At 50.8% G+C, this 20,279-nt stretch carries 20 protein-coding genes; 14 read left to right on the top strand and 6 right to left on the bottom strand.

Annotated elements, in window-relative coordinates; translation table 11 throughout:
* Positions 1-3 precede the first annotated feature (3 nt).
* From C2M29_RS13470 to C2M29_RS13460, 3 genes are all read right to left on the bottom strand, one after another.
* A complete protein-coding gene (locus C2M29_RS13470) occupies positions 4-1,380 on the bottom strand; it encodes a TonB family protein (protein ID WP_105190294.1) in 1,377 nt (458 codons plus the stop codon).
* A gap of 131 nt (positions 1,381-1,511) precedes the next feature.
* Positions 1,512-2,942: a Si-specific NAD(P)(+) transhydrogenase gene (gene sthA, locus C2M29_RS13465; RefSeq protein ID WP_105190293.1), complete on the bottom strand. Its 1,431-nt coding sequence runs from the start codon at positions 2,940-2,942 to the stop codon at positions 1,512-1,514.
* A gap of 24 nt (positions 2,943-2,966) precedes the next feature.
* On the bottom strand, positions 2,967-4,097 hold the full coding sequence (locus tag C2M29_RS13460) for an acyl-CoA desaturase (RefSeq protein ID WP_105190292.1): 1,131 nt from the start codon (positions 4,095-4,097) through the stop codon (positions 2,967-2,969).
* A 98-nt stretch (positions 4,098-4,195) separates the two neighbouring features.
* Between C2M29_RS13460 and fabR the strand changes: the two genes are divergently transcribed.
* The 6 genes from fabR to C2M29_RS13430 all read left to right on the top strand — a co-directional run bounded on the left by fabR (position 4,196) and on the right by C2M29_RS13430 (position 10,528).
* Positions 4,196-4,810, top strand: a complete 615-nt coding sequence (fabR, locus tag C2M29_RS13455) for an HTH-type transcriptional repressor FabR (RefSeq protein ID WP_105190291.1) — start codon at positions 4,196-4,198, stop codon at positions 4,808-4,810.
* A 409-nt stretch (positions 4,811-5,219) separates the two neighbouring features.
* The gene (gene leuA, locus C2M29_RS13450; protein WP_105190290.1) at positions 5,220-6,767 is read left to right on the top strand and encodes a 2-isopropylmalate synthase; all 1,548 of its coding nucleotides are present in this window, start codon (positions 5,220-5,222) and stop codon (positions 6,765-6,767) included.
* Positions 6,764-7,840 (top strand): 3-isopropylmalate dehydrogenase, encoded by a 1,077-nt coding sequence (leuB, locus tag C2M29_RS13445; RefSeq protein ID WP_105190289.1) that lies wholly within the window; start codon positions 6,764-6,766, stop codon positions 7,838-7,840. The genes leuA and leuB overlap by 4 nt, the downstream gene beginning before the upstream one ends.
* A gap of 21 nt (positions 7,841-7,861) precedes the next feature.
* The gene (gene leuC, locus C2M29_RS13440; RefSeq protein ID WP_105190288.1) at positions 7,862-9,265 is read left to right on the top strand and encodes a 3-isopropylmalate dehydratase large subunit; all 1,404 of its coding nucleotides are present in this window, start codon (positions 7,862-7,864) and stop codon (positions 9,263-9,265) included.
* Positions 9,262-9,861 (top strand): 3-isopropylmalate dehydratase small subunit, encoded by a 600-nt coding sequence (gene leuD / locus C2M29_RS13435; protein ID WP_105190287.1) that lies wholly within the window; start codon positions 9,262-9,264, stop codon positions 9,859-9,861. Before leuC ends, leuD begins: the two co-directional genes overlap by 4 nt.
* Positions 9,862-9,931: 70 nt before the next feature.
* The gene (locus C2M29_RS13430) at positions 9,932-10,528 is read left to right on the top strand and encodes a hypothetical protein (protein ID WP_199774885.1); all 597 of its coding nucleotides are present in this window, start codon (positions 9,932-9,934) and stop codon (positions 10,526-10,528) included.
* Here C2M29_RS13430 and C2M29_RS13425 read toward each other — a convergent pair.
* Positions 10,525-10,869: a hypothetical protein gene (locus C2M29_RS13425; protein ID WP_105190286.1), complete on the bottom strand. Its 345-nt coding sequence runs from the start codon at positions 10,867-10,869 to the stop codon at positions 10,525-10,527. The two genes, C2M29_RS13430 and C2M29_RS13425, sit on opposite strands and share 4 nt — an antisense overlap.
* A 69-nt stretch (positions 10,870-10,938) precedes the next feature.
* Between C2M29_RS13425 and C2M29_RS13420 the strand changes: the two genes are divergently transcribed.
* Genes C2M29_RS13420 through C2M29_RS13410 form a run of 3 tightly spaced genes read left to right on the top strand, consistent with a single transcriptional unit; the run spans position 10,939 to position 12,524 of the window.
* Positions 10,939-11,397 carry a tellurite resistance TerB family protein gene (locus C2M29_RS13420; RefSeq protein WP_105190285.1) on the top strand — a complete coding sequence of 153 codons (459 nt, stop codon included), beginning with the start codon at positions 10,939-10,941 and terminating at the stop codon, positions 11,395-11,397.
* Positions 11,398-11,407: 10 nt separating this feature from the next.
* Complete coding sequence (locus C2M29_RS13415) at positions 11,408-11,971, top strand: Crp/Fnr family transcriptional regulator (protein ID WP_105190284.1); 564 nt, start codon at positions 11,408-11,410, stop codon at positions 11,969-11,971.
* 55 nt (positions 11,972-12,026) lie between these two features.
* Complete coding sequence (locus C2M29_RS13410; RefSeq protein ID WP_105190283.1) at positions 12,027-12,524, top strand: YgjV family protein; 498 nt, start codon at positions 12,027-12,029, stop codon at positions 12,522-12,524.
* On the opposite strand, the gene C2M29_RS13405 is transcribed toward C2M29_RS13410, so the two are convergent.
* A complete protein-coding gene (locus C2M29_RS13405) occupies positions 12,513-13,082 on the bottom strand; it encodes an NADPH-dependent FMN reductase (protein WP_105190282.1) in 570 nt (189 codons plus the stop codon). The genes C2M29_RS13410 and C2M29_RS13405 overlap by 12 nt on opposite strands.
* Positions 13,083-13,208: 126 nt before the next feature.
* Between C2M29_RS13405 and C2M29_RS13400 the strand changes: the two genes are divergently transcribed.
* The 5 genes from C2M29_RS13400 (at position 13,209) to C2M29_RS13380 (ending at position 19,318) form a co-directional block, all read left to right on the top strand.
* Positions 13,209-14,093, top strand: a complete 885-nt coding sequence (locus C2M29_RS13400) for a LysR family transcriptional regulator (protein ID WP_105190281.1) — start codon at positions 13,209-13,211, stop codon at positions 14,091-14,093.
* A gap of 196 nt (positions 14,094-14,289) precedes the next feature.
* The gene (locus C2M29_RS13395) at positions 14,290-14,670 is read left to right on the top strand and encodes a hypothetical protein (protein ID WP_105190280.1); all 381 of its coding nucleotides are present in this window, start codon (positions 14,290-14,292) and stop codon (positions 14,668-14,670) included.
* Between the two features lie 325 nt (positions 14,671-14,995).
* Positions 14,996-16,807 carry an assimilatory sulfite reductase (NADPH) flavoprotein subunit gene (locus tag C2M29_RS13390; RefSeq protein ID WP_105190279.1) on the top strand — a complete coding sequence of 604 codons (1,812 nt, stop codon included), beginning with the start codon at positions 14,996-14,998 and terminating at the stop codon, positions 16,805-16,807.
* A gap of 33 nt (positions 16,808-16,840) precedes the next feature.
* Positions 16,841-18,556: an assimilatory sulfite reductase (NADPH) hemoprotein subunit gene (gene cysI / locus C2M29_RS13385; protein ID WP_105190278.1), complete on the top strand. Its 1,716-nt coding sequence runs from the start codon at positions 16,841-16,843 to the stop codon at positions 18,554-18,556.
* A 21-nt stretch (positions 18,557-18,577) separates the two neighbouring features.
* Positions 18,578-19,318, top strand: a complete 741-nt coding sequence (locus C2M29_RS13380) for a phosphoadenylyl-sulfate reductase (protein WP_105190277.1) — start codon at positions 18,578-18,580, stop codon at positions 19,316-19,318.
* A 50-nt stretch (positions 19,319-19,368) separates the two neighbouring features.
* Here C2M29_RS13380 and C2M29_RS13375 read toward each other — a convergent pair whose 3' ends face one another.
* Positions 19,369-19,827, bottom strand: a complete 459-nt coding sequence (locus C2M29_RS13375; RefSeq protein WP_105190276.1) for an RNA recognition motif domain-containing protein — start codon at positions 19,825-19,827, stop codon at positions 19,369-19,371.
* Positions 19,828-20,279: the final 452 nt, after the last annotated feature.

Below are 20,279 nucleotides of genomic sequence, written 5' to 3'. Positions count from 1 at the left end.
CCGTTAGTAAATCAGGCTGGTGCCGTTGGCCATCATTGAGGCGCGGCCTTCCATCAGCTCTAGGTAATTTTGCGTTGGCCAGTTGCGGCGTTTGGCTTCATCGTAGGCCTGGCGCAGGTATTTTTCACCTTGCTGCATGCGACCCAGTTCGCTGTAGGCGACACCCAACACCGAAAGCAGGACCGGGTTATCCGGTGCTTCAGCACGGGCAAGTTCGGCGTATTTGACCGCTTCTTCATAGTTGCGGATCGATTCTTTATCGGCAAAGGCCAGCAGTTTGGCGTAGGCGATCATCGCCGGCAGATACTGCTGATGCGTGGCTTTTTTAAGAATTTTTGCCGCTTTATCCAGGTCATAATGAACCGTCTCATAGTCGAGCAACTTGCTGGCCAACTGATATTGGGCGCGCTCGTTCCCACTGTGGCTGGCCACTTCCAACCAGTTATACGCCTTTTTCTTATCGGCTTTACAAGCGGTGCCATATTCGAAGCAGCGTACCAGCCATAATTGCGCATCGTAGTTGCCGTTAATGGCGGCACGGTAATACCAGTCCAGGTAATGCTCTTTGCTGTTTTCCACCAAGTCGGCTTCCAGCATCATGGCATAACGAGCCTGGGCGTAATTATTGCCCTTATCAGCAAGCGCTTTAAGTTTTTGTGAGTACTCCGCCAATTGCGACTTATATTCGCGGCGGTAATTGCTCTTGTTGCTTTGCAGCTCGAAGGTATGGGTTAGATCGAACACCGCTTGCGGTTCACCGCTGTAGTCGTTAGGCACATTGTATTGCCACTGAGCGATGGCTTCTAAGGCGGCGTCATCGATAACCCCTTTCGGGAAAGAGGCGATCACCCGCTCGTTAATTACTTTACCCTGCTGATTAACGTCAAAACTGACCGTCGCCCATGCGCTTTGAATGCCAGCCTCGTCGTTATAGGTAGGGTTAACCTTTTGTTTAACAGTGATATAGCGGGCATCGTGGCCGGATTTATCTTTTATCGGAGCCAGGGTGCGTTGATGCTCTTCAAAGCCGAATTTATATGAAAGCGCCTTGTAGTGGTCTTTACCATCTTTACGAGAAGGCACTTCACGGCGGATTTCACGATAGCGATCTTTGGCATCTTCGTTACCGTAATCGAGGGCAAGCATGTACCAAGAAAAAGCACTGTAGATGTCGGCGTCGGTACCCTGGCCCTGCTCATAGAGCTTGGCTAGTTCAAACATAGCCTGCGGGTGACCTTGCTCGGCGAGCTTCTTAAATTCAGTGAAGGCCGCAGCGTAATCTTCATTTTTGAGATCTTTCTGAGCGCTGGAATAATCGGCGAATGTGGCGAAACTTGCCAGACTTAATGCTGCACAAAGACCAAATGCACGTATTTTCATTCCCTTTCCCTAACTTTTTCTTCTTATATCATCGAGTTTACAAGAATTTTACAGTTGAACAAGGGCTGAATGATAAAAAATGGGCACAAGGCCCATTTTGGTGTTTATAGAGAGTATTTTCTTAATCTATATCAAACTAAGCGATTAAGACCATTCAATGCCGCCACCCGGTAGGCTTCGGCCATGGTCGGGTAGTTAAAGGTGGTGTTGACGAAATACTCAACATTGTTGCCGCCATTTTTCTGCTCCATGATGGCCTGGCCGATATGCACTATCTCCGAGGCGCGCTCGCCAAAGCAGTGGACACCCAATACTTCTTTGGTTTCGCTATGGAATAAAATTTTCAGGCTGCCCACATCGGTACCGGCAATTTGCGCCCGCGCCAAATGTTTAAACTGGGCGCGGCCCACCTCGTAAGGAATTTTGGCGGCGGTAAGCTGCTGCTCGGTTTTGCCCACCGAGCTCATTTCCGGAATGGTATAGATACCGGCGGGGATATCGATGATCAGCTTTTCGTTGCATTCGCCTTTGACTATGGCATCGGCACAGATACGGCCCTGGTCGAAGGCGGCGCTGGCTAGGCTGGGGTAGCCTATCACATCACCGACCGCATAAATGTTACCGACTTCGGTTTGATAACTTTCGTTGACCTTAAGTTGGCCGCGACTGTCGGCCTTTAAGCCCACCGCGCCTAGATTTAAGGTATCTGTGTTACCGGTGCGGCCATTGGCAAAGAGCAGGCAATCGGCCTTAACGCGTTTGCCCGACTTCATATGCATAATGATGCCGTCGTCGCGCGCTTCGACGCGATCGAATTCTTCGTTATGGCGAATAAAGATGCCACTGTTCCAAAAGTGATAGCTCAGGGCATCGGAGATTTCGTCATCCATAAAGGCGAGCAATCGGTCTCGGGTGTTAACCAGATCGACCTTGGTTCCTAATCCTTTGAAAATAGAAGCGTACTCACAACCAATTACACCGGCACCATAGATCAGGATGCGTTGTGGATCGTGTTGCAGGTTTAAAATTGTGTCGCTGTCATAGATGCGGGGATGATTAAAGTCGATATCTGCTGGACGATATGGGCGCGAGCCGGTGGCGATCACTATGGTCGGTGCGCTCAACTGCTCTATTGTTCCGTCCAGGTGTTGTACCTGAACCGTGTGCTTATCGATAAAGCTGGCATCCCCCTGATAGAGATCGATGCGGTTGCGCTCATAAAAGCTGCTACGCAGGTTCGACTGCTTGGAGATCACCGCACTGGTATGACTCAAGATATCGCCAAAGGTCAGGCGACTAGGGCGCTCGGAGATATTGAATAAGGGGTTGGCCTTGTATTCGATATAACGGCTGACCGAGTGACGCAGGGCTTTGGAAGGAATGGTGCCCCAATGCACACAACCACCGCCGACGGCACGCTGGCGTTCGATCACCGCTACCTTTTTATTGCTCTTGGCCAGGTTCATGGCGGTGCCTTCGCCCCCCGGTCCGGTGCCAATAATAATGGCGTCATACTGATATGACGCCTCGGGTTTCTTCTTACTTGTGGTTTGTTTAGCCACGCTCACTCCTTTACCCTTTGATGCCTAGCTATACGCCTTTAGCAAGCGTGCATTTAACGCTAACCAAGCCTGCTTTTGCGTTTGCCACGCATCTTCTAAATCATGATATTGCTTCATTAAAGCGGATTTTTCGCATTGTTGCAGCATCGAATTCTTTTTCGCTTCAAGTACCTGCTTCTGTACCTGGCAAAAATGCTGCAGCTTTTTCAGCAATATTTCATACTCGTTTTGCAGTAGCGCTAGTTTATCATGAGCGACTTCCTTGGCGGCAAGTTCGACCTTGGTTTTAGCCAGCAGGGTTTGCGCCTTGGCCTGTTCGATGCGCTCTATGGGTGTGCGCTTAAGCTTTTTCGCTAGCCCCAGATAGGCAAAGGTGCGGATCATCCACTTGGTGGGGTCGTAGTGCCACCAACGGATACCGTTGCGATAATCGCTGGCAAAAATATGATGGAAGTTGTGGTAACCCTCGCCGTAGGTAAGCAGTGCGAGCAAGCCATTATCACGGGCGGTGTTTTTTTGTGTGTACGGACGCGAGCCCCAAATATGGGCGAGGGAGTTAATAAAGAAGGTAAAGTGCTGTGATAACACCAGGCGCAGTAAACCCGCCAGTAACAACATGCCGATGATGTCGCCAAGAATAACCCCTAACAGCAGGGGGAGGCCTAAGTTCATCAACACCACCAGTTTCATATAATGTTTATGTTGCCACATAACCACCTTATTGCGTTGCAGGTCGCGGGCATTGCTGTAGTTGCCATAGGCTTCGCCCTGATAATCGCGCAGCATCCAGCCTATATGGCTATACCAAAAACCTCGGGTAGCAGCATAGGGGTCCTTTACCGGATCGTCGACCTGACCATGGTGCACCCTGTGATCGCTGCTCCAATGCAGGGCACTGTTTTGTATAGCAAATGCGCCGCCTAGTGCAAAAATAACCTCAATAACGGGATGAACTTCATAGGCTTTGTGGGCCCATAGGCGGTGGTATCCGGCGGTGATTGAAAGGCCGGCAAAAAACATACAAGCAACAAAGGCCAACCAGTGGGAAGCACTGTATCCATGGGCGATCCCGTACCAGGGAACCAAGGTGATTGCGGCTAAAAAGGACAGGCTGAAAAACAGCACATTAAGCCATAAAATAGGAGGTTTATTCATGAATAAAAAATCTCAGCGTACAAGTGTACGCTAAAATAGAGGTTCAATCTCTTAGCGTCAAGTATTAGACTTGAGTTTTTATCAGCTTAGGTGGCACCATGGCCGGAGTTCGCGCCCAGCAAAAAATGAAAACCCGTCAAGCATTGATTGCGGCGGCCTTTAACCAATTGAGCGCTGAGCATAGTTTTTCTAATCTCAGTTTGCGCGAGGTAGCCCGTGAAGCCGGTATAGCCCCGACCTCCTTTTATCGCCATTTTAAAGACATGAATGAGCTGGGTTTGACCATGGTTGACGAGGCCGGTCTGACGCTGCGTCAATTGATGCGCCAGGCACGTCGCCGTATTGCCAGTGGTGGCAGCGTGATCTCTACCTCTGTGCTGACCTTTATGGAGTTTATCGATAACCAGCCCAATCAGTTTCGACTGCTGTTGCGCGAGCGTTCGGGTACCTCGAAAGCGTTTCGTTCCGCGGTGGCGCGCGAGATTAAGCACTTTATTCTCGAACTGGCTCACTATTTAGAAGGGGAAACTCAGTGCGATAGTCACCATGCCTATATGCAGGCCGAGGCCATGGTCACCATAGTCTTTACCTCGGGTGCGGAAGCGCTGGATTTGGAGGGGCAATCCCGTGAGGAGCTGGTTGAGCGTTTGCAATGGCAACTTAGGTATATTTCCTTTGGTGGTTATCACTATGCGCAAAAAAACAGCAAATAAGCCCTGTTCTTAAAATAAAATAATATACGCAGGGATCCCACTGCACGGAGCTAGTCTCTGTGCTACCTACGCCTATTCTGGTTTTTATATTCTAATTTCATTTGATTGTTGGAAGTATTTTTCATTAAAAAGGGTTTGCTTTAGCATTTTTTGGATTTTTTATGCTTGCCTGGGCACCTGGGTTAGTGTTAAAAATTAGCCAACTTACTAATAATGAATCAATACCCATGATGCACACAAACCAGTCAATTTCTCGCCTACTCACTCTGCTGCTCCTAGAGCAAATTAGCGGGGCGTAGCGTGTTGGCTGTGTGTGACACAGAAACTCAATAAGACCCCGCACCTTGCGGGGTTTTTTTATTTCTAGCATTGATATTTTGGCATTGGGCACTGAGGATGAGGACACATAATGCAAGACAAGGTTTGGATCTTTGACACCACCCTACGCGATGGTGAGCAAGCACTAAAGGCAAGTTTAACCGAAGACGACAAGCTGCAACTCGCTCATGCCATCAGCCGTCTTAATGTTGATGTGATGGAAGTGGGCTTTCCGGTTTCTAGTCCCGCGGACTTTCGTGCCGTGCAGCGCATAGCCAGCGAAGTTAAAGGGCCTGTGATCTGCGGCCTGGCGCGAGCGGTGGCTAAAGACATTGAAGCCTGCGGCGAGGCCTTAAAAACGGCGCAGCAGGGGCGAATTCATACCTTTATCGCCACCAGTCCATTGCATTTAGAGCACAAGTTGCGCATGTCATTGGACGATGCCACCGCCATGGCGGTGAAAGCCATAAAGCAGGCCCGCAACTACACCGACGATGTTGAGTTTTCCTGTGAGGATGCCGGGCGGACGCCCCATGATCATCTGTGTCGTATCGTCGAGCAGGCCATTGCCGCCGGTGCCAGCACCATCAACTTGCCGGATACCGTTGGGTACGTCACTCCGGATGAGTATGCGGCGATGATCCATCATTTAATGAATAATGTGCCGAATATAGATAAGGCGCGCCTCAGTGTGCATTGCCACAACGATTTGGGTTTGGCGGTCGCCAATTCCATCGCTGCGGTGCAGGCGGGGGCACGACAAATCGAATGCACGGTCAATGGTATCGGCGAACGCGCCGGTAACTGTTCGTTAGAAGAAGTTGCGATGATTATAAAGATGCGCCAAGACCACCTAAAGGTGCATACGGATATTCGCAGCGAGGAGATTTATCGGGCCTCTCGTCAGGTGGCGAAAATCTGCAATATGCCGGTGCAACCGAACAAGGCCATTGTCGGTGAAAACGCCTTTGCCCATAGCTCGGGTATCCATCAGGACGGGGTGTTAAAAGCACAAAACACCTATGAAATCATGTCGCCGGAAAGCGTTGGTGTACCCAGCAACCAGTTAAATATGACCTCACGCTCCGGCCGCCATGTAATTGAGCACCGTTTAAGCGAGCTTGGCTATCATAACGACGACTATGATATGGACGGCTTGTATACCAGCTTTTTGGAGCTGGCTGACCAAAAGGGCACTGTGTACGACTATGACCTGGAGGCGATGATCTACTTTAACCAAATTCGCGATAAGGACGACCATTACCAGCTGCAATATGTGAACTCCACTTCTAACTCTCAATCCGTTGCCAGCGCGACTATCGGCCTAAGTGTGGCCGGTGTAGAAAAGCAAGAAGCCGCCACGGGGAATGGGCCTGTTGAGGCTTCGTTCGCCGCCTTGGCCCGTTTAACCGGCATGGATGTGGACGTGATCGAGTACAACCTGGATGCCACAGGTCAGGGCGCCAGCTCTCTAGGACAAGTGGATATTATCGCTAAATATCAAGGGCGTACCTATCACGGCGCAGGCCTGGCGGCAGACATAGTCGAAGCCTCGGTGCATGCCATGGTGCGTGTTTACAACATTATTCATCGGGCCCAGCAGGTTTCGAGCTTAAAGCAACAAAGGAAAGCAGGATGAGTCAACAAAGTTATAGAATCGCCGTACTGGCGGGTGACGGCATAGGCCCTGAAGTGATGGCGGCGGCCGAGCAGGTTTTAGCGGCAACCAGTGAGGTGTTTGGCTTTGCCTTAACCCTGGATCACCATGCCGTAGGTGGTTGTGCCATAGATCAATTTGGCGAAGCCTTACCGGCTCATACCCTGACTGCTTGCGAGCGTGCCGATGCCATTTTGTTTGGAGCCGTTGGTGGCCCCAAATGGGAAGGCCTGCCACCGGAGCAACAGCCGGAGCGAGCCTCCTTGTTGCCGCTGCGCAAACACTTTGGCTTGTTTTGTAACCTGCGCCCGGCGCAACTACTGCCAGCGCTCAGCCATTCCTCGCCGTTGCGTCAGGACATCAGCGCCAACGGCTTCGATATTTTGTGTGTGCGTGAGCTAACAGGCGGTATTTATTTTGGCGAAAAGGGTCGCAGTGGCAAGGGAGCGTCGGAAGCAGCGTTTGACACCCAGACTTATTCTCGTGAAGAAATTGAGCGCATCGCCCGTTTTGCCTTTGATGCCGCCCGCCTGCGTCGAAATCACGTGACGTCGGTGGATAAGGCCAATGTGTTGGCAACCAGCGTACTATGGCGTGAGGTGGTCAACGAGGTCAGCCGCGATTACCCGGATGTCACCCTAGATCACATCTATATAGATAACGCCGCCATGCAGTTGGTTAAACAACCGAGCCAGTTTGATGTGCTGCTCTGCGACAACCTGTTTGGCGATATTCTTTCCGACGAATGTGCGATGATCACCGGCTCCATGGGCTTGCTGCCGTCGGCAAGCCTGAATCAATCCGGTTTTGGTCTGTATGAACCTGCCGGCGGCTCGGCCCCGGATATTGCCGGTCAGGGCATTGCCAACCCCATAGCGCAGATTTTAAGTGCGGCACTGATGTTGCGTTATTCCCTGGGCCAGGACGAGGCGGCGCGACGCATTGAAAAAGCAGTGGCCGAAGCGGTGGCCGCCGGTGTCGGCACTCCTGATATCTTCCCCCATGCGGGCTATGGCACCAAAGATGTGGCCAAGGCCATTGTTGAGCGTATTTAACCGAGAATGAGGAACCAGCAAGTGGCCCAGACCCTATACGACAAAATTTGGCAGGCGCATTGTGTTGCCCACTTAAACGAACAAACCGATTTGCTTTATATCGATCGTCACCTGGTGCATGAGGTGACCTCGCCTCAGGCCTTTGCCGGCCTGCGTGAAAAAAACCGCCCGGTGCGCTGTCCGCAAAAGACCTTTGCCACCATGGATCATAACGTTTCGACCAGGAGCCGCTCATTAGATGCCGCCAGCGAGGTGTCGCGTAACCAGTTGCAGGCCTTGGCGCAAAACTGCAAAGACTTCGGCATAGTCTTGTACGATCTTAACTCCATTAATCAGGGTATCGTCCATGTCATGGGGCCCGAGCAGGGCATTACCTTGCCCGGTACCACCATAGTCTGCGGTGACAGTCATACCTCAACTCACGGTGCCTTCGGTGCCCTGGCGCACGGCATTGGTACTTCTGAGGTTGAGCATGTGCTGGCCACCCAGACCTTGCAGCAGAAAAAAGCCAAGTCGTTAAAAATTCAAGTTAATGGCGTTTTACGCCCGACGGTGACGGCAAAAGATCTAATCTTGACGGTGATTGGTCAATTGGGGACCGCCGGCGGCACTGGCTATGTGGCCGAATTTTGCGGCACCGGCATTGAAGCACTGTCGATGGAAGCGCGCATGACGCTGTGCAATATGAGTATAGAAATGGGAGCCAAGGCCGGCTTAATCGCCCCGGACGAAAAAACCTATGCCTACCTTGAGGGGCGTCCTTTCGCGCCGCGCGGCGAAGACTTTGCCGCCGCTGTTGCCTACTGGCAGACCTTGCGCAGTGACGCCGATGCGGTATTTGATAAGGTCATCGAAATCGACGCCGCCTCAGTGCAACCGCAGATCACCTGGGGTACCAGCCCGGAGCAGGTGATCGGGGTTAACGATCCTGTCCCAGATCCGCAGCAGGAAACCGACTTGATTAAGGCCGATGCCATTCGCAGCGCCCTGAAATACATGGATCTTCAGCCCGGGCAAAAGCTCAGCGAGGTCAGTGTCGATACCGTGTTTATCGGCTCCTGTACCAATAGCCGCATTGAAGACTTGCGCGCCGCCGCCGAGATTGTCGCCGGTAAGCAGGTTGCGCCTGGTATTGAAGCCTTGATCGTGCCTGGCTCTGGGCTAGTGAAAAGACAAGCGGAAGAAGAAGGCTTGGCGGACATCTTTAAGGCCGCTGGTTTTGAATGGCGTGAGCCGGGGTGCTCCATGTGCCTGGCGATGAATGACGATCGCTTAGCGCCGGGTAAGCGCTGCGCCTCCACCTCTAACCGTAATTTTGAAGGCCGCCAGGGTCGAGGTGGGCGCACTCACTTGGTCAGCCCCGCCATGGCCGCCGCCGCAGCCATTGCCGGTCACTTCGTCGATATTCAAGGAGTTACATCATGAGTCATTTTCACACCGGGTTAGTTGCCCCTTTGGATAAAAACAATGTCGACACCGATCAGATTATTCCGAAGCAGTTTCTGACCTCCACCAGTCGCAATGGCTTTGATCGGGCGTTGTTTTACGACTGGCGTTACCTTGAAAACGGCGAGCCGGATCCGGGGTTTGTGCTTAATTATCCGCAATACCAGGGCGCCAGTGTACTGCTTAGTCGCGATAACTTTGGTTGTGGCTCATCTCGCGAGCACGCGCCTTGGGCATTGAAACAATATGGTTTTACCGTGATCATTGCCGAAAGCTTTGCCGATATCTTTTTTAATAACTGTGCCAATAACCAGATGCTGGCCATAACCTTGCCCAGCGACCAGCTCGATGCCTTGTTTGCCCTGGCGCAGGGCGACGCGCCCTTGCAGATCGATGTCGATTTGCAAAACCAGCAGTTGCTAAGCGCATCCTTTGCACCCATTGCCTTTGAGGTGCGCGGCGATATTAAGGAGCGCTTGCTCAGCGGCCTGGACTTTATCGGGGTAACCGAGCAGTTTAATCCACAAATCGAGGCTTTTGAGCAGCAGTTGCAGGCCGAGCGTCCTTGGCAATAATCTCAAAAACTCGCCATACCCTTAATTAAAGCGCTACTATGGCGCTTTATTTTTGTAATGGACGAACATCATGAAATTAACCCTTGCCATTAGTGCGGCCGTATTAAGTATGAGTACAATAGCTGTTGCACGCCCAGCTCCTCTAGTGTCTATCCCTACCCATGATGCATTTTTTGACAAGATTAAGGCGCATTGTGGCAAAGCGTATGAGGGGCAGGTGAGCGTTGATAACGCCGGTCCAAGCAGTTTTAGCGAGGCTAAATTGGTGATGCATGTTCGTCGTTGCACTGAGCGCGAATTACAAATCCCATTTCATGTTGGCGATGATGCGTCGCGCACCTGGATTATTACCAAGACCGGCAGTGGCCTGAGTCTGAAGCATGATCACCGCCATGAAGATGGCACCGATGACGCATCGACCATGTACGGTGGTCATACTCTGGATGCCGGTTATGCCAATGTGCAGTCTTTTCCGGCGGATCAATATTCCAAGGAGTTGTTTGTTGCCCAGGGCATTCCCCAGTCAATGGGTAATACCTGGCAAATGTACGTTTACCCTGAGAAATTCACTTACCGCTTAGTAAGAGAGGGACGTGAATTCCGTGTTGATTTTGACCTGACCAAGCCCATTGCAGCGCCAGCCGCGCCTTGGGGATATAGTGACTAGTCACACTGTACTTCGGTAAGTAGATTGGGTTCATAGGCCCGGGGCGTCGTGGGGAAGCGATCGTATTCTTGCACGCCCTCAAACACCTGGATCTTGAATGAGCCGGCGCGGCAGAGTTTGCGCGCGTGACGCAGCAGAAACACGCTTTGGCGTTGAAAATGCTGGTAGTCATCGGCCACCACTTCCAGGCGATAGCGTTTATCGGCCAGCTTAGTTTGGTAGTAATGAACCTTTTCGTCGAAGTCATAAAGCTTTTCGTGCTTGCCCTCGGGCGCTTGCGCGTAGCTACTGGTTGCCAGCAAGATCGACATGCTTGCCAGCAGGCGAGTCATAAGTGTCATTAACGGCCCCTGTTGTTTGTACGCCATGTATCCTTTACAGTGAGTGTAACACTTACCGAGGGCCCTGCCATGTTAGAACATATTAAGCTGTTTTTTACTTCCCTAGCGGCAACCCATGATCAGCCGCAGTTACCGGATTTTAAAATCGCGGTGGCCGCGCTGTTAATTGAGGTAATGCGTGCCGATAGTGAACTACAGGCGCAAGAGCAAGAGGTGTTACAGGCCTTATTGCAAAAGTACTTTGCCCTGGACCAAGCGCAAGTCAGCACCCTGATCCAGGCCGCCACCCTAGACCTGGACGAGGCCATCGACTATTTTCGCTTTTCTAAGCAGATCAATGACCACACCAGTGCCGAGCAAAGGGTGGAAATAGTGCAACTGTTGTGGCAACTGGCCTATGCCGACAACGAGCTGGATAAACATGAGGAGCATGTGGTGCGCCGTGTGGCCGACTTGCTCTATGTCACCCACAACGACTTTATTAAAGCCAAATTGGCGGCCCAATCGGCGAGCCAGTCGGCAAGTTAAAGGAACCGACATGGCCTACGAGGGACTGGGCGAGGTCAACCTTGAGCTCAACCGGCAGCTGCAAGCGCAGATAGAAGCGACAGCGGATAAGTCTTATCTTGATATGGCGCCGGGGCAACGTTTGCTTAGCCAGGGGCAGATACAGGAATACGCCTACTTTATTGTTTCTGGTGTGCTGGTGGCGACCCATCTAGATGAAGCGGGCGGCGAACATTATAAAGAGTTTTATTTTGCCGGGGAGCTGGTGTTTCTCTACAGCGCCTGGATTAAACAAAGCACCGCTCAATATAATATTGAGGTGCTCAAACCGAGCCAGCTGTTGCGTGTGCCTATCGGTGTCTTATCGCAGCCTGACTGGCAAGCCTTGGTGCTGGCCCTGTTAAAACAGCAGGTGTTGTATAAAGAAGCGAAAGAGGCCTTTCTGCTATTGCAAACACCCCAGCAGCGCTATCAGTACCTTTATCACCATCGCCGCCATTGGCTGACACAGCTGAGTTTACAGCAGGTGGCCAAGTATCTGGGGATCAGTGCGGTTAGCCTGTCACGTATTCGGACTCGATTAGGGATCAATTAACAAAGGTTAAGGCGTTTTTTCCGTCGCCCATTCATTATCGGCGCACGGAGGAAGCATGACCTATTATTTGATCTCACAAGTGCTCGCCGCCATTGCTGTGGCGCTCGACTTAATGTCGTTTCAATTCTACCGCCGCCACTATGTGTTGGCCTGTTTGGTGGTCTCGACGGCATTGACGTCTATTCATTATGTCTTATTACAACAACCGGCTGGAGCGGCCTTGATGGCGCTGGCCTCGATACGTTATGCCATCAGCATTCGCTATCAGCGTCGCCAGCTGATGCGCTTTTTTATCCTTTGCGCCCTAACTCTTGGCGTCTTGGTGATGGATTCCTGGTGGTCATTATTGGCGGTGGCAGGCAGTTGTTTACAAACCTATGCGGCCTTTCAGGGGCAGCAGGTGCGTATGCGAGTCAGCATGTTGTTCGGCACCTGCTTTTGGTTGGCCTTTGCGGTGATTGCCGGCTCACCGGTCGCCATGGTGATGGAGGCCTTGTTCCTAACCAGCAATCTTATTGGCCTGTATCGGTTTCGATCGAGTTTAACCCTTTAGCTTCTCGGTGACGTAAACCAATTGTGCCGTCAGGGCATTGATTTTCTCGCTGGTGGCGGCATCCGTAATGCCTCCCTGTTCGTCAACCAGTGTGTGGATACCGCCAATGGCAAGCTGATCGCCTAGTACCAGGGCGCCGATACCGCTGAGGATATCACGAACATGGTTAAGGCCACGCAGACCACCTAATCCACCGGGTGAAGCGGCAAATAAAGCCACGACCTTATTGCGAAAAGCCGGTGTGGCGCCTGGCTCGGTGCGTGAGGCCCAGTCGATGGCATTTTTTAATACCGCGGTGATAGAGCCGTTGTATTCCGGGTTGGCCAACAAGATGGCATCCGCAGAGCGTAGCTTGTCTTTCAAAATATTTACGCTTGCGGGCGTTCCCTGCGCTTCGATGTCTTCGTTAAACATAGGCAGGTCGAGTTCGGCCAAAGAGAGCACCTCTACCTCGGCACCTTGTTGTTTTGCCAGCTCGGCGGCATGGGCGATAACGGCGTGGTTAAAGCTGTTGTTACGTAGGCTGCCCGCTAGGGCGATAATTTTTGCGTTAGTCATGGTGGTGATCCTTATGCTTGGCAAGGTGTGCTGTATGCTTGGTGGTCACTTTAAAAGAAAATCGGCTTGCAAAAAAGCATAAAAAACGCAAAGCTTATGTGCATATATACACATTAGGAAAAGCCCATGGCGAGCGAATTTAGCGATTGGCAGGATATTAAGGTGGCCTTTGAGGTTGCCCGCCGCGGCACCTTAACCTCTGCGGCTCAAGCCTTAGGAGTGCATCACAGCACAGTGCTGAGGCGTATTAACCACCTCGAACAAAGTCTCAATACCCGTTTGTTCCATCGCCATGCCCGAGGCTATACGGTCACCGAAACCGGTGCTAAGTTGTTTGCCAGTGCCGAGCAGATCAACGAGCAGCTCGAATCCTTGCACAGCAGTATTATGGCGGCAGATACCACTTTGAGTGGCTCCCTGCTTTTGACCACGGTCAGTGGCTTTATCGATATTCTGGCGCCTGTGTGTGAAATTTTTCAGCAGCGTCATCCTCAGGTGCAGTTAGAGATCCTCTTAGATCAAAAGCGCTTACGCTTGGACCATGGTCAGGCGCATATCGCCGTGCGAGCTGGCCCGCGCCCGGACGAAGGGGACTACATTGCCCAACACCTGTGCAGCAAGGACTCGGGACTTTTTGCTCATGAGCGTTATCTGGCGCGCATGGGAGAACCTCAGTCTCTCAGTCAGTTGCAACAACATCATTTTATTTCCGGGGTGGCCGGGTTTAATAGTCGGGTTCCCTATTTTGCCTGGGTCGATGAGCATATTGCCCCTTCGCAAATTACCTTGCGGGTGTCGGAAACCTCTGATGCTAATCGTGCCGTGGTTAATGGCTTGGGTATTGGTGGCATGCAAAAGGAGGTGGCGCACCTGTATCCACAATTGCGACCTGTGTTGCCGAAAGAGCTGAACTGGCAGCACGATATTTGGCTGGTGACCCATCACCAAATGCATCGCAGTGCCAAGGTTCAAGCCTTTGCGCAATTGTTAAAGCAGCACTTTCGTTCCTAGCACAAGGACACGACGCGGATAAACAGACGCCTACTAGGAATTGTTCAACTATGTTTAAACAGGTGTTTATTCATCCTGTTATTGCCTAAGATGGCGATAACCCCGGTGTACGCCCTTGTTATTCATGGTCAATATGACACAATGACGCAGATTCAAACTTAACCGGCCTGTGGCGCAAACGGGAGCACAAGAGTACATGGCAGACATTCAATTTCTTAACGTTGACCTAGAGCTGGAATCGCAACAGGATATCAGTGCCCTGGTTGCCGACCTGGATAAGCGCGCCGTGGTGCTGCACTATGACAAGGACGATACCCGCCAGCTGGCACGTTTTGAAGCCAACAGCGATGCGATCAGCCCGGATAAAGCCATTAATGAATTGTGTGAGCTGATTGAGTCTTGCTCTAAGGCGGCGTTAAAGCAATGGCTAGGTTGTTCGCGCCGTACCTTTGACTTGGGCTTTAGCTCGGGGCACTCACCGAAATGTTTTAATGAAGCGATCAGCGCCGATACCTTATTGCGTATTTCCGCCATTGGTGCCGGCATAGAAGTGACCATCTATGCCGTGGAAGAATAGTAAGGGTCAACAGACCATCCGACTTAGGGCGCCCAGTGGCGCCTTTTTGTTAAGTGCACTTTTTCCAAGCCAACAACGGGCTTTCTCGCTTTAATACGCAGTACTTCCCATCCAAGCCTCTCTTTTAAACTGTTTTTGTTGAAAAAAAACGAAATTAATAACCAATTGGAATAACAAAGCAGATTCTATTCTTTTTTCCTGCCTTCGCACCTAGGTATGCTTCAGGCTCACCATAGCCTGGTATTGACCTTAGGAGTGACCGGGCAAACACGAATTTTACACTGCATGGCGGTAGGCGATGCAGCTTTGGGTTAGAGGAAAAAAGATGTTGTTAAACCAGCTGAACGCGGCAGCCAGCCCGCTTACACCGGAGCAGGTGCAAAAGCTCCAAGGTTTGGTGGCCGAGTTAAATCCAATTCAGCAAGCCTGGGTCAGTGGTTACCTTGCCGCCAGCGCTAACAGTGCCGCCCTAGCTGGTGGTATGGCTACTACGGCAAGCAATGTCGCAGAAGCAGCAACTCTGACCATTTTGTACGGCTCACAAACCGGTAATGCCAAGGGCGTAGCCACGCAATTGCAAGCGCAGGCCCAAGCGCGCGGCCTGGCGGTAAACCTGGTGAATATGGCCGACTACAAGCCAACGGCACTAAAAAAAGAGCAGTTTATTAGCATAGTGGTATCCACCTACGGTGAGGGTGAGCCGCCCGAAGATGCCGAAGCCCTGTATGAATTCCTAAGCACAAAAAAAGCACCGAAATTAGCGGGTGTAAAAATTGCCGTGTTGGGTTTAGGCGATTCCAGCTATGAGTTCTTCTGCCAAACCGCAAAAGATTTTGAGGAGCGCTTAGTCAAGCTAGGGGCCGAGGTGATCCATCAACGTGCGGACCTGGATGTCGATTATGAAGATCACAGTGAGGTTTGGATTAATGGTGCCCTGGATGCCTTCGAACCCGATCTTAAAGCTCAGCAAGCCAATGCCAATGTGGTGAGCATGCCAATGACCGCTGGTGCGGCAGCGACAAGTCAGTACAACAAGCAAAACCCTTTTGCCGCCGAGTTGGTGACGGTGCAGAAGATCACCGGTCGCGACTCAACAAAAGATGTGCGCCATATCGAGATCTCTTTAGAGGGTTCTGATATCCAGTATCAACCTGGAGATTCATTGGGCGTGTATTTCCTTAACGATGAAGCCAAGGTCGATAAGGTTTTAGCGACCTTAGAGCTAGATGGCGAGACTCAGGTAACCTTGGGCGATGAAGCTTTAAGTTTACGTGATGCATTAATCGAGCGCCTAGAGCTGACGCAGTCTTACCCTGGCTTCGTCGAAAAATACGCGGCTGTGACCGAGAACGCAGAGTTACTCGCTATGGTTGCAGATAAGGCGGCGATGCGCGAGTACATAGAAGCGCGTCAAACCTATGATGTTATTTTCCAAAACCCAGCCAAGGTGAGCGCTCAGGAGCTGGTCGATAGCCTGCGCAAAGTGCAGCCGCGTCTTTACTCTATCGCCTCAAGCCAGGCCGAAGTGGAAGACGAAGTGCACCTGACGCTTGCCGTGGTTGAGTTCGACGGCTTTGGCGAGCAGCACCTGGGTGGTTGCTCAGGTTATCTGGGCCGATTTGCCGAAGAAGGCGCGACCATTAAGGTATTTACCGAGCACAACGACAACTTCCGTCTTCCCGCTGACGATAATACGCCAGTGATTATGATAGGGCCGGGTACGGGTATTGCACCTTTCCGCGCCTTTTTGCAAGAGCGTGAAGCCCGTGATGCACAAGGGAATAACTGGCTGTTTTTCGGCAACCCGCACTTTACTCAGGATTTCTTGTATCAAACCGAAATTCAAGGCTACTTGAAGTCGGGTCTGCTGACTCAGGTTGATGTGGCTTGGAGCCGCGATCAGGCGCAGAAAGTATATGTACAAGACCGTATCCGTGAGCAGGGCGAACAGCTGTTTGCCTGGTTAGAGCAGGGCGCTCATGTGTATATCTGTGGTGACGCCTCACGCATGGCCAAAGACGTACACCAGGCCTTAGTTGATGTGATCAAGGCCCAGGGTGGCAAAGATGATGAGAGCGCCGAGCAATATTTGAAAGAGCTACGCAGCGCTAACCGTTACCAAAAAGATGTTTATTAAGCGCCCGTCAGCGCCCCGAATGTAGGAATTGAAATGAGCGATTACAAGCCAAATAGCAAGCATGATCCCCAGGCCAAACTTGCTGACAACGAGCGTTTAAAAACCGAAAGTAACTTTTTACGCGGCACCATAGAAGCGGATCTTAAGGATCAGATCACCGGTGGCTTTACCGCCGATAACTTCCAGCTGATCCGTTTCCACGGCATGTATCAGCAGGATGACCGCGATATTCGTCCCGAGCGTGCCAAGCAAAAGTTGGAGCCTTTACACAATGTGATGCTGCGTGCCCGTATGCCCGGCGGCATCATCAAGCCGGAGCAATGGTTAGCCATCGACAAATTTGCCGAAGAAAAGACCATGTACGGTTCGATTCGACTAACTACCCGTCAAACATTCCAGTTTCACGGTGTTTTAAAGCCGAATATTAAAGACATGCACCAGATGCTTAACAGCGTTGGCATCGACTCTATTGCTACCGCCGGTGATGTAAACCGTAACGTACTGTGCACCACCAACCCGGTGGAGTCGGAACTCCATCAGGAAGCCTATGAGTGGGCGGCGAAGATCTCTGAGCATTTGCTACCAAAAACCCGAGCCTATGCGGAAATTTGGTTAAACGGTGAAAAGTCGGAAACCACCGAAGAGCCCATCTTAGGTTCAACCTATTTGCCGCGGAAGTTCAAAACGACCGTGACCATTCCACCGAACAACGAAGTGGATGTGCATGCCAATGACTTGAACTTTGTGGCCATTGCCGAAAACGGTAAGTTGGTTGGTTTTAACGTCTTGGTTGGTGGTGGCCTGGCAATGACCCATGGTGATGTAAATACTTACCCGCGTAAGGCGGATGACTTTGGTTATGTGCCGCTTGAGCACACCCTGGCCATTGCCGAGCACGTTGTATCTGTGCAGCGTGATTGGGGTAACCGAGTGAACCGTAAAAATGCCAAGACCAAATATACGCTGGATACCTTTGGCAGCGATGCCTTTAAGGCAGAAGTTGAAAAACGTGCCGGTGTGAAGTTTGCACCAAGCCGTCCGTATGAATTTACTCACCGTGGCGATCGCTTCGGTTGGGTTGAGGGCATCGATGGTAAACATCACCTCACCGTGTTTATCCAAAACGGCCGTATTCTAGATTTCCCTGATAAGGCCTTAAAAACCGGTTGTCGCAAAATTGCCGAGATCCACCAAGGTGATTTCCGCATGACGGCTAACCAGAACCTGATCATTGCCGGTGTTCCTGCGGATCAAAAGGCGGTGATTGAACAGCTTGCTCGCGAACATGGCTTAATTGACGATTCCCACACCGAGCAGCGTAAGGCATCAATGGCCTGTGTGTCATTGCCTACCTGCCCATTAGCCATGGCCGAGGCCGAGCGTTACTTGCCGGATCTGATTGAAAAGACGGAAGCGCTCTTGGCCAAGCATGGTGTTGCCGACGATCACATTATCTTACGCGTGGTTGGCTGCCCTAATGGTTGTGGCCGTGCCATGTTGGCTGAGGCCGGTTTGGTCGGTAAAGGCCCAGGTAAATACAACCTTTACTTAGGTGGTAACCGCGAAGGCACACGTATACCCAAACTCTATTTGGAGAATGTGGGTGAAGAGGTATATCTCAACGCCCTTGATGAACTAATTGGCCGCTGGGCCAGTGAACGCAATGATGCGGAAGGCTTCGGTGATTTTGTGATCCGCCAAGGGATCGTCGCCGAGGTCAAGGTATCAAAAACAGACTTTCACGCTTAATCGCACCGCGAGGACAAGTTAATGAGCGCATTTAGCCATATTTTAACGCTTGATAAAGCCGAGCAGCAGAGTCTGTTAGTGGATATCAATACCATCTTAGCCGATAAAACACCCGAGCAAAGGGTGCTGTGGGCGATGGAAAATTTGCCGGATACGCATATTTTGTCCTCTAGCTTTGGCATTCAAGCCGCGGTGATGTTGCATTTGGTGACCAGTGTTAAGAAGGATATTCCTGTGGTCCTCACCGATACGGGTTACCTGTTTCCGGAAACCTACCAATTTATTGACCAGCTTACCGAGCGTTTGCACCTGAACCTAAAGGTGTATAAGGCGCAATTGAGCCCAGCTTGGCAGGAAGCAAAGTACGGTAAATTGTGGGAGCAGGGTGAAGGCGGCATTAAGCTCTATAACCAGCTTAATAAAGTAGAGCCCATGACCGAGGCGTTGCAGGAGCTTGAAGCGGGAACCTGGTTCAGTGGTTTGCGCCGTCAGCAGTCAAGCACGCGCCAAGACAAGAACATTGTCGAAATAAGCAGGGGAACTGTGAAGGTGTATCCGATCATAGAGTGGGATAACCGGGATGTTTATCAGTACCTAAGCAAGCATGACTTGCCTTACCATCCCTTATGGGAGCAGGGTTACGTATCCATGGGGGATGTCCATACCACGCGTAAGCTTGAGCCGGGGATGACCGAGGAAGAAACACGCTTTTTTGGCTTAAGTCGAGAGTGTGGTTTGCATATAGATGGTGATGGCATCTAACTAACTTGAATTCAGTTAAGAATAAAAAAAGAGGGCTTAGCCCTCTTTTTTTATTCTTCGTTATCTTGTTTTTGTTTCGCTTCTCTCACCTTAAGCGTTCTTTCCTGATATTCATTATCATTAAGTTGGCTGATCATGGTATCGGCATCTTTTAACGCGACCTCAACAAAACCAAAGCCACGGCGTTTACCCGTGTGCTTATCTTTTAATAAGCGTACGCTAAATACCATACCGTGTTGTTCGAATAGTTCTTTAACCATATGCTCGTTGGCACGGTAGGGAAGGTTACCGACATAAAGTGTTTTTGTGTCTGCTGCAGCATCCCCTGTCGCCGCAACATCGCCTTTGCCATTTAGTACAAGCAATAAGATCCCTGTGATCGCTGCACCCAAAGCAAACGCCAGAGGTGCAGATAAAGAGGACGTAGATAAAACGAAAGCGAGAAGAATGTAGCCTAAAACCGCGCTACAAACGGTGATTATAATTGTTTTTAGATTAGCTGATGTCATTGTGATCTACCAATATACATGGAATAAACATTAATTTAACAAAACGAAAAGCCTTATCTTAACCAGATTAGTTCACATAGCAACATTTAAAGGAAGGATCTTCATTTATATTCCCTTAAAGCGGCCAATATTTGCTTATTTAAGTAGCAAAAAACTGTTGTTTGTTTATATTTTGAGCGAACGGAAAAGATCTTTAAAAAAAGTGTTGATCTCAATTTCGATCTCCCTATAATGCGCATCCACCGACACGGCGGACTGCTTACAAACAAGCGATACGAAGTGAAGGTTGAGTCAAGTAAAACTGAGTTTTGAAAAACATTAAACTTTCTCAAAATTAAGTGTTGACAAAAAATCAGGGTTGAGTAGAATGCGCAGCCCTAACGCGGTGAAAGCCGCAGCGACAACGAGTCGCAACGTTCTTTAAAAATATGAAGCAATCATCTGTGTGGGCA

The sequence above is a fragment of the Pseudoalteromonas sp. T1lg48 genome (assembly GCF_002964785.1).
GTDB lineage: Bacteria > Pseudomonadota > Gammaproteobacteria > Enterobacterales > Alteromonadaceae > Pseudoalteromonas.
This window is presented reverse-complemented; position numbering and strand designations above follow the sequence as displayed.

What these genes read in the sequence shown, in the direction of transcription:
- C2M29_RS13390 (WP_105190279.1), top strand. Translation starts at nt 14,996, where the DNA reads ATGTTGTTAAACCAGCTGAACGCGGCAGCCAGCCCGCTTACACCGGAG.
- C2M29_RS13425 (WP_105190286.1), bottom strand. Translation starts at nt 10,869, where the DNA reads ATGACACTTATGACTCGCCTGCTGGCAAGCATGTCGATCTTGCTGGCA.
- C2M29_RS13460 (WP_105190292.1), bottom strand. Translation starts at nt 4,097, where the DNA reads ATGAATAAACCTCCTATTTTATGGCTTAATGTGCTGTTTTTCAGCCTG.
- C2M29_RS13400 (WP_105190281.1), top strand. Translation starts at nt 13,209, where the DNA reads ATGGCGAGCGAATTTAGCGATTGGCAGGATATTAAGGTGGCCTTTGAG.
- C2M29_RS13395 (WP_105190280.1), top strand. Translation starts at nt 14,290, where the DNA reads ATGGCAGACATTCAATTTCTTAACGTTGACCTAGAGCTGGAATCGCAA.
- C2M29_RS13415 (WP_105190284.1), top strand. Translation starts at nt 11,408, where the DNA reads ATGGCCTACGAGGGACTGGGCGAGGTCAACCTTGAGCTCAACCGGCAG.
- C2M29_RS13405 (WP_105190282.1), bottom strand. Translation starts at nt 13,082, where the DNA reads ATGACTAACGCAAAAATTATCGCCCTAGCGGGCAGCCTACGTAACAAC.
- C2M29_RS13380 (WP_105190277.1), top strand. Translation starts at nt 18,578, where the DNA reads ATGAGCGCATTTAGCCATATTTTAACGCTTGATAAAGCCGAGCAGCAG.
- leuB (WP_105190289.1), top strand. Translation starts at nt 6,764, where the DNA reads ATGAGTCAACAAAGTTATAGAATCGCCGTACTGGCGGGTGACGGCATA.
- C2M29_RS13430 (WP_199774885.1), top strand. Translation starts at nt 9,932, where the DNA reads ATGAAATTAACCCTTGCCATTAGTGCGGCCGTATTAAGTATGAGTACA.
- C2M29_RS13420 (WP_105190285.1), top strand. Translation starts at nt 10,939, where the DNA reads ATGTTAGAACATATTAAGCTGTTTTTTACTTCCCTAGCGGCAACCCAT.
- leuD (WP_105190287.1), top strand. Translation starts at nt 9,262, where the DNA reads ATGAGTCATTTTCACACCGGGTTAGTTGCCCCTTTGGATAAAAACAAT.
- C2M29_RS13470 (WP_105190294.1), bottom strand. Translation starts at nt 1,380, where the DNA reads ATGAAAATACGTGCATTTGGTCTTTGTGCAGCATTAAGTCTGGCAAGT.
- fabR (WP_105190291.1), top strand. Translation starts at nt 4,196, where the DNA reads ATGGCCGGAGTTCGCGCCCAGCAAAAAATGAAAACCCGTCAAGCATTG.
- C2M29_RS13375 (WP_105190276.1), bottom strand. Translation starts at nt 19,827, where the DNA reads ATGACATCAGCTAATCTAAAAACAATTATAATCACCGTTTGTAGCGCG.
- leuA (WP_105190290.1), top strand. Translation starts at nt 5,220, where the DNA reads ATGCAAGACAAGGTTTGGATCTTTGACACCACCCTACGCGATGGTGAG.
- cysI (WP_105190278.1), top strand. Translation starts at nt 16,841, where the DNA reads ATGAGCGATTACAAGCCAAATAGCAAGCATGATCCCCAGGCCAAACTT.
- C2M29_RS13410 (WP_105190283.1), top strand. Translation starts at nt 12,027, where the DNA reads ATGACCTATTATTTGATCTCACAAGTGCTCGCCGCCATTGCTGTGGCG.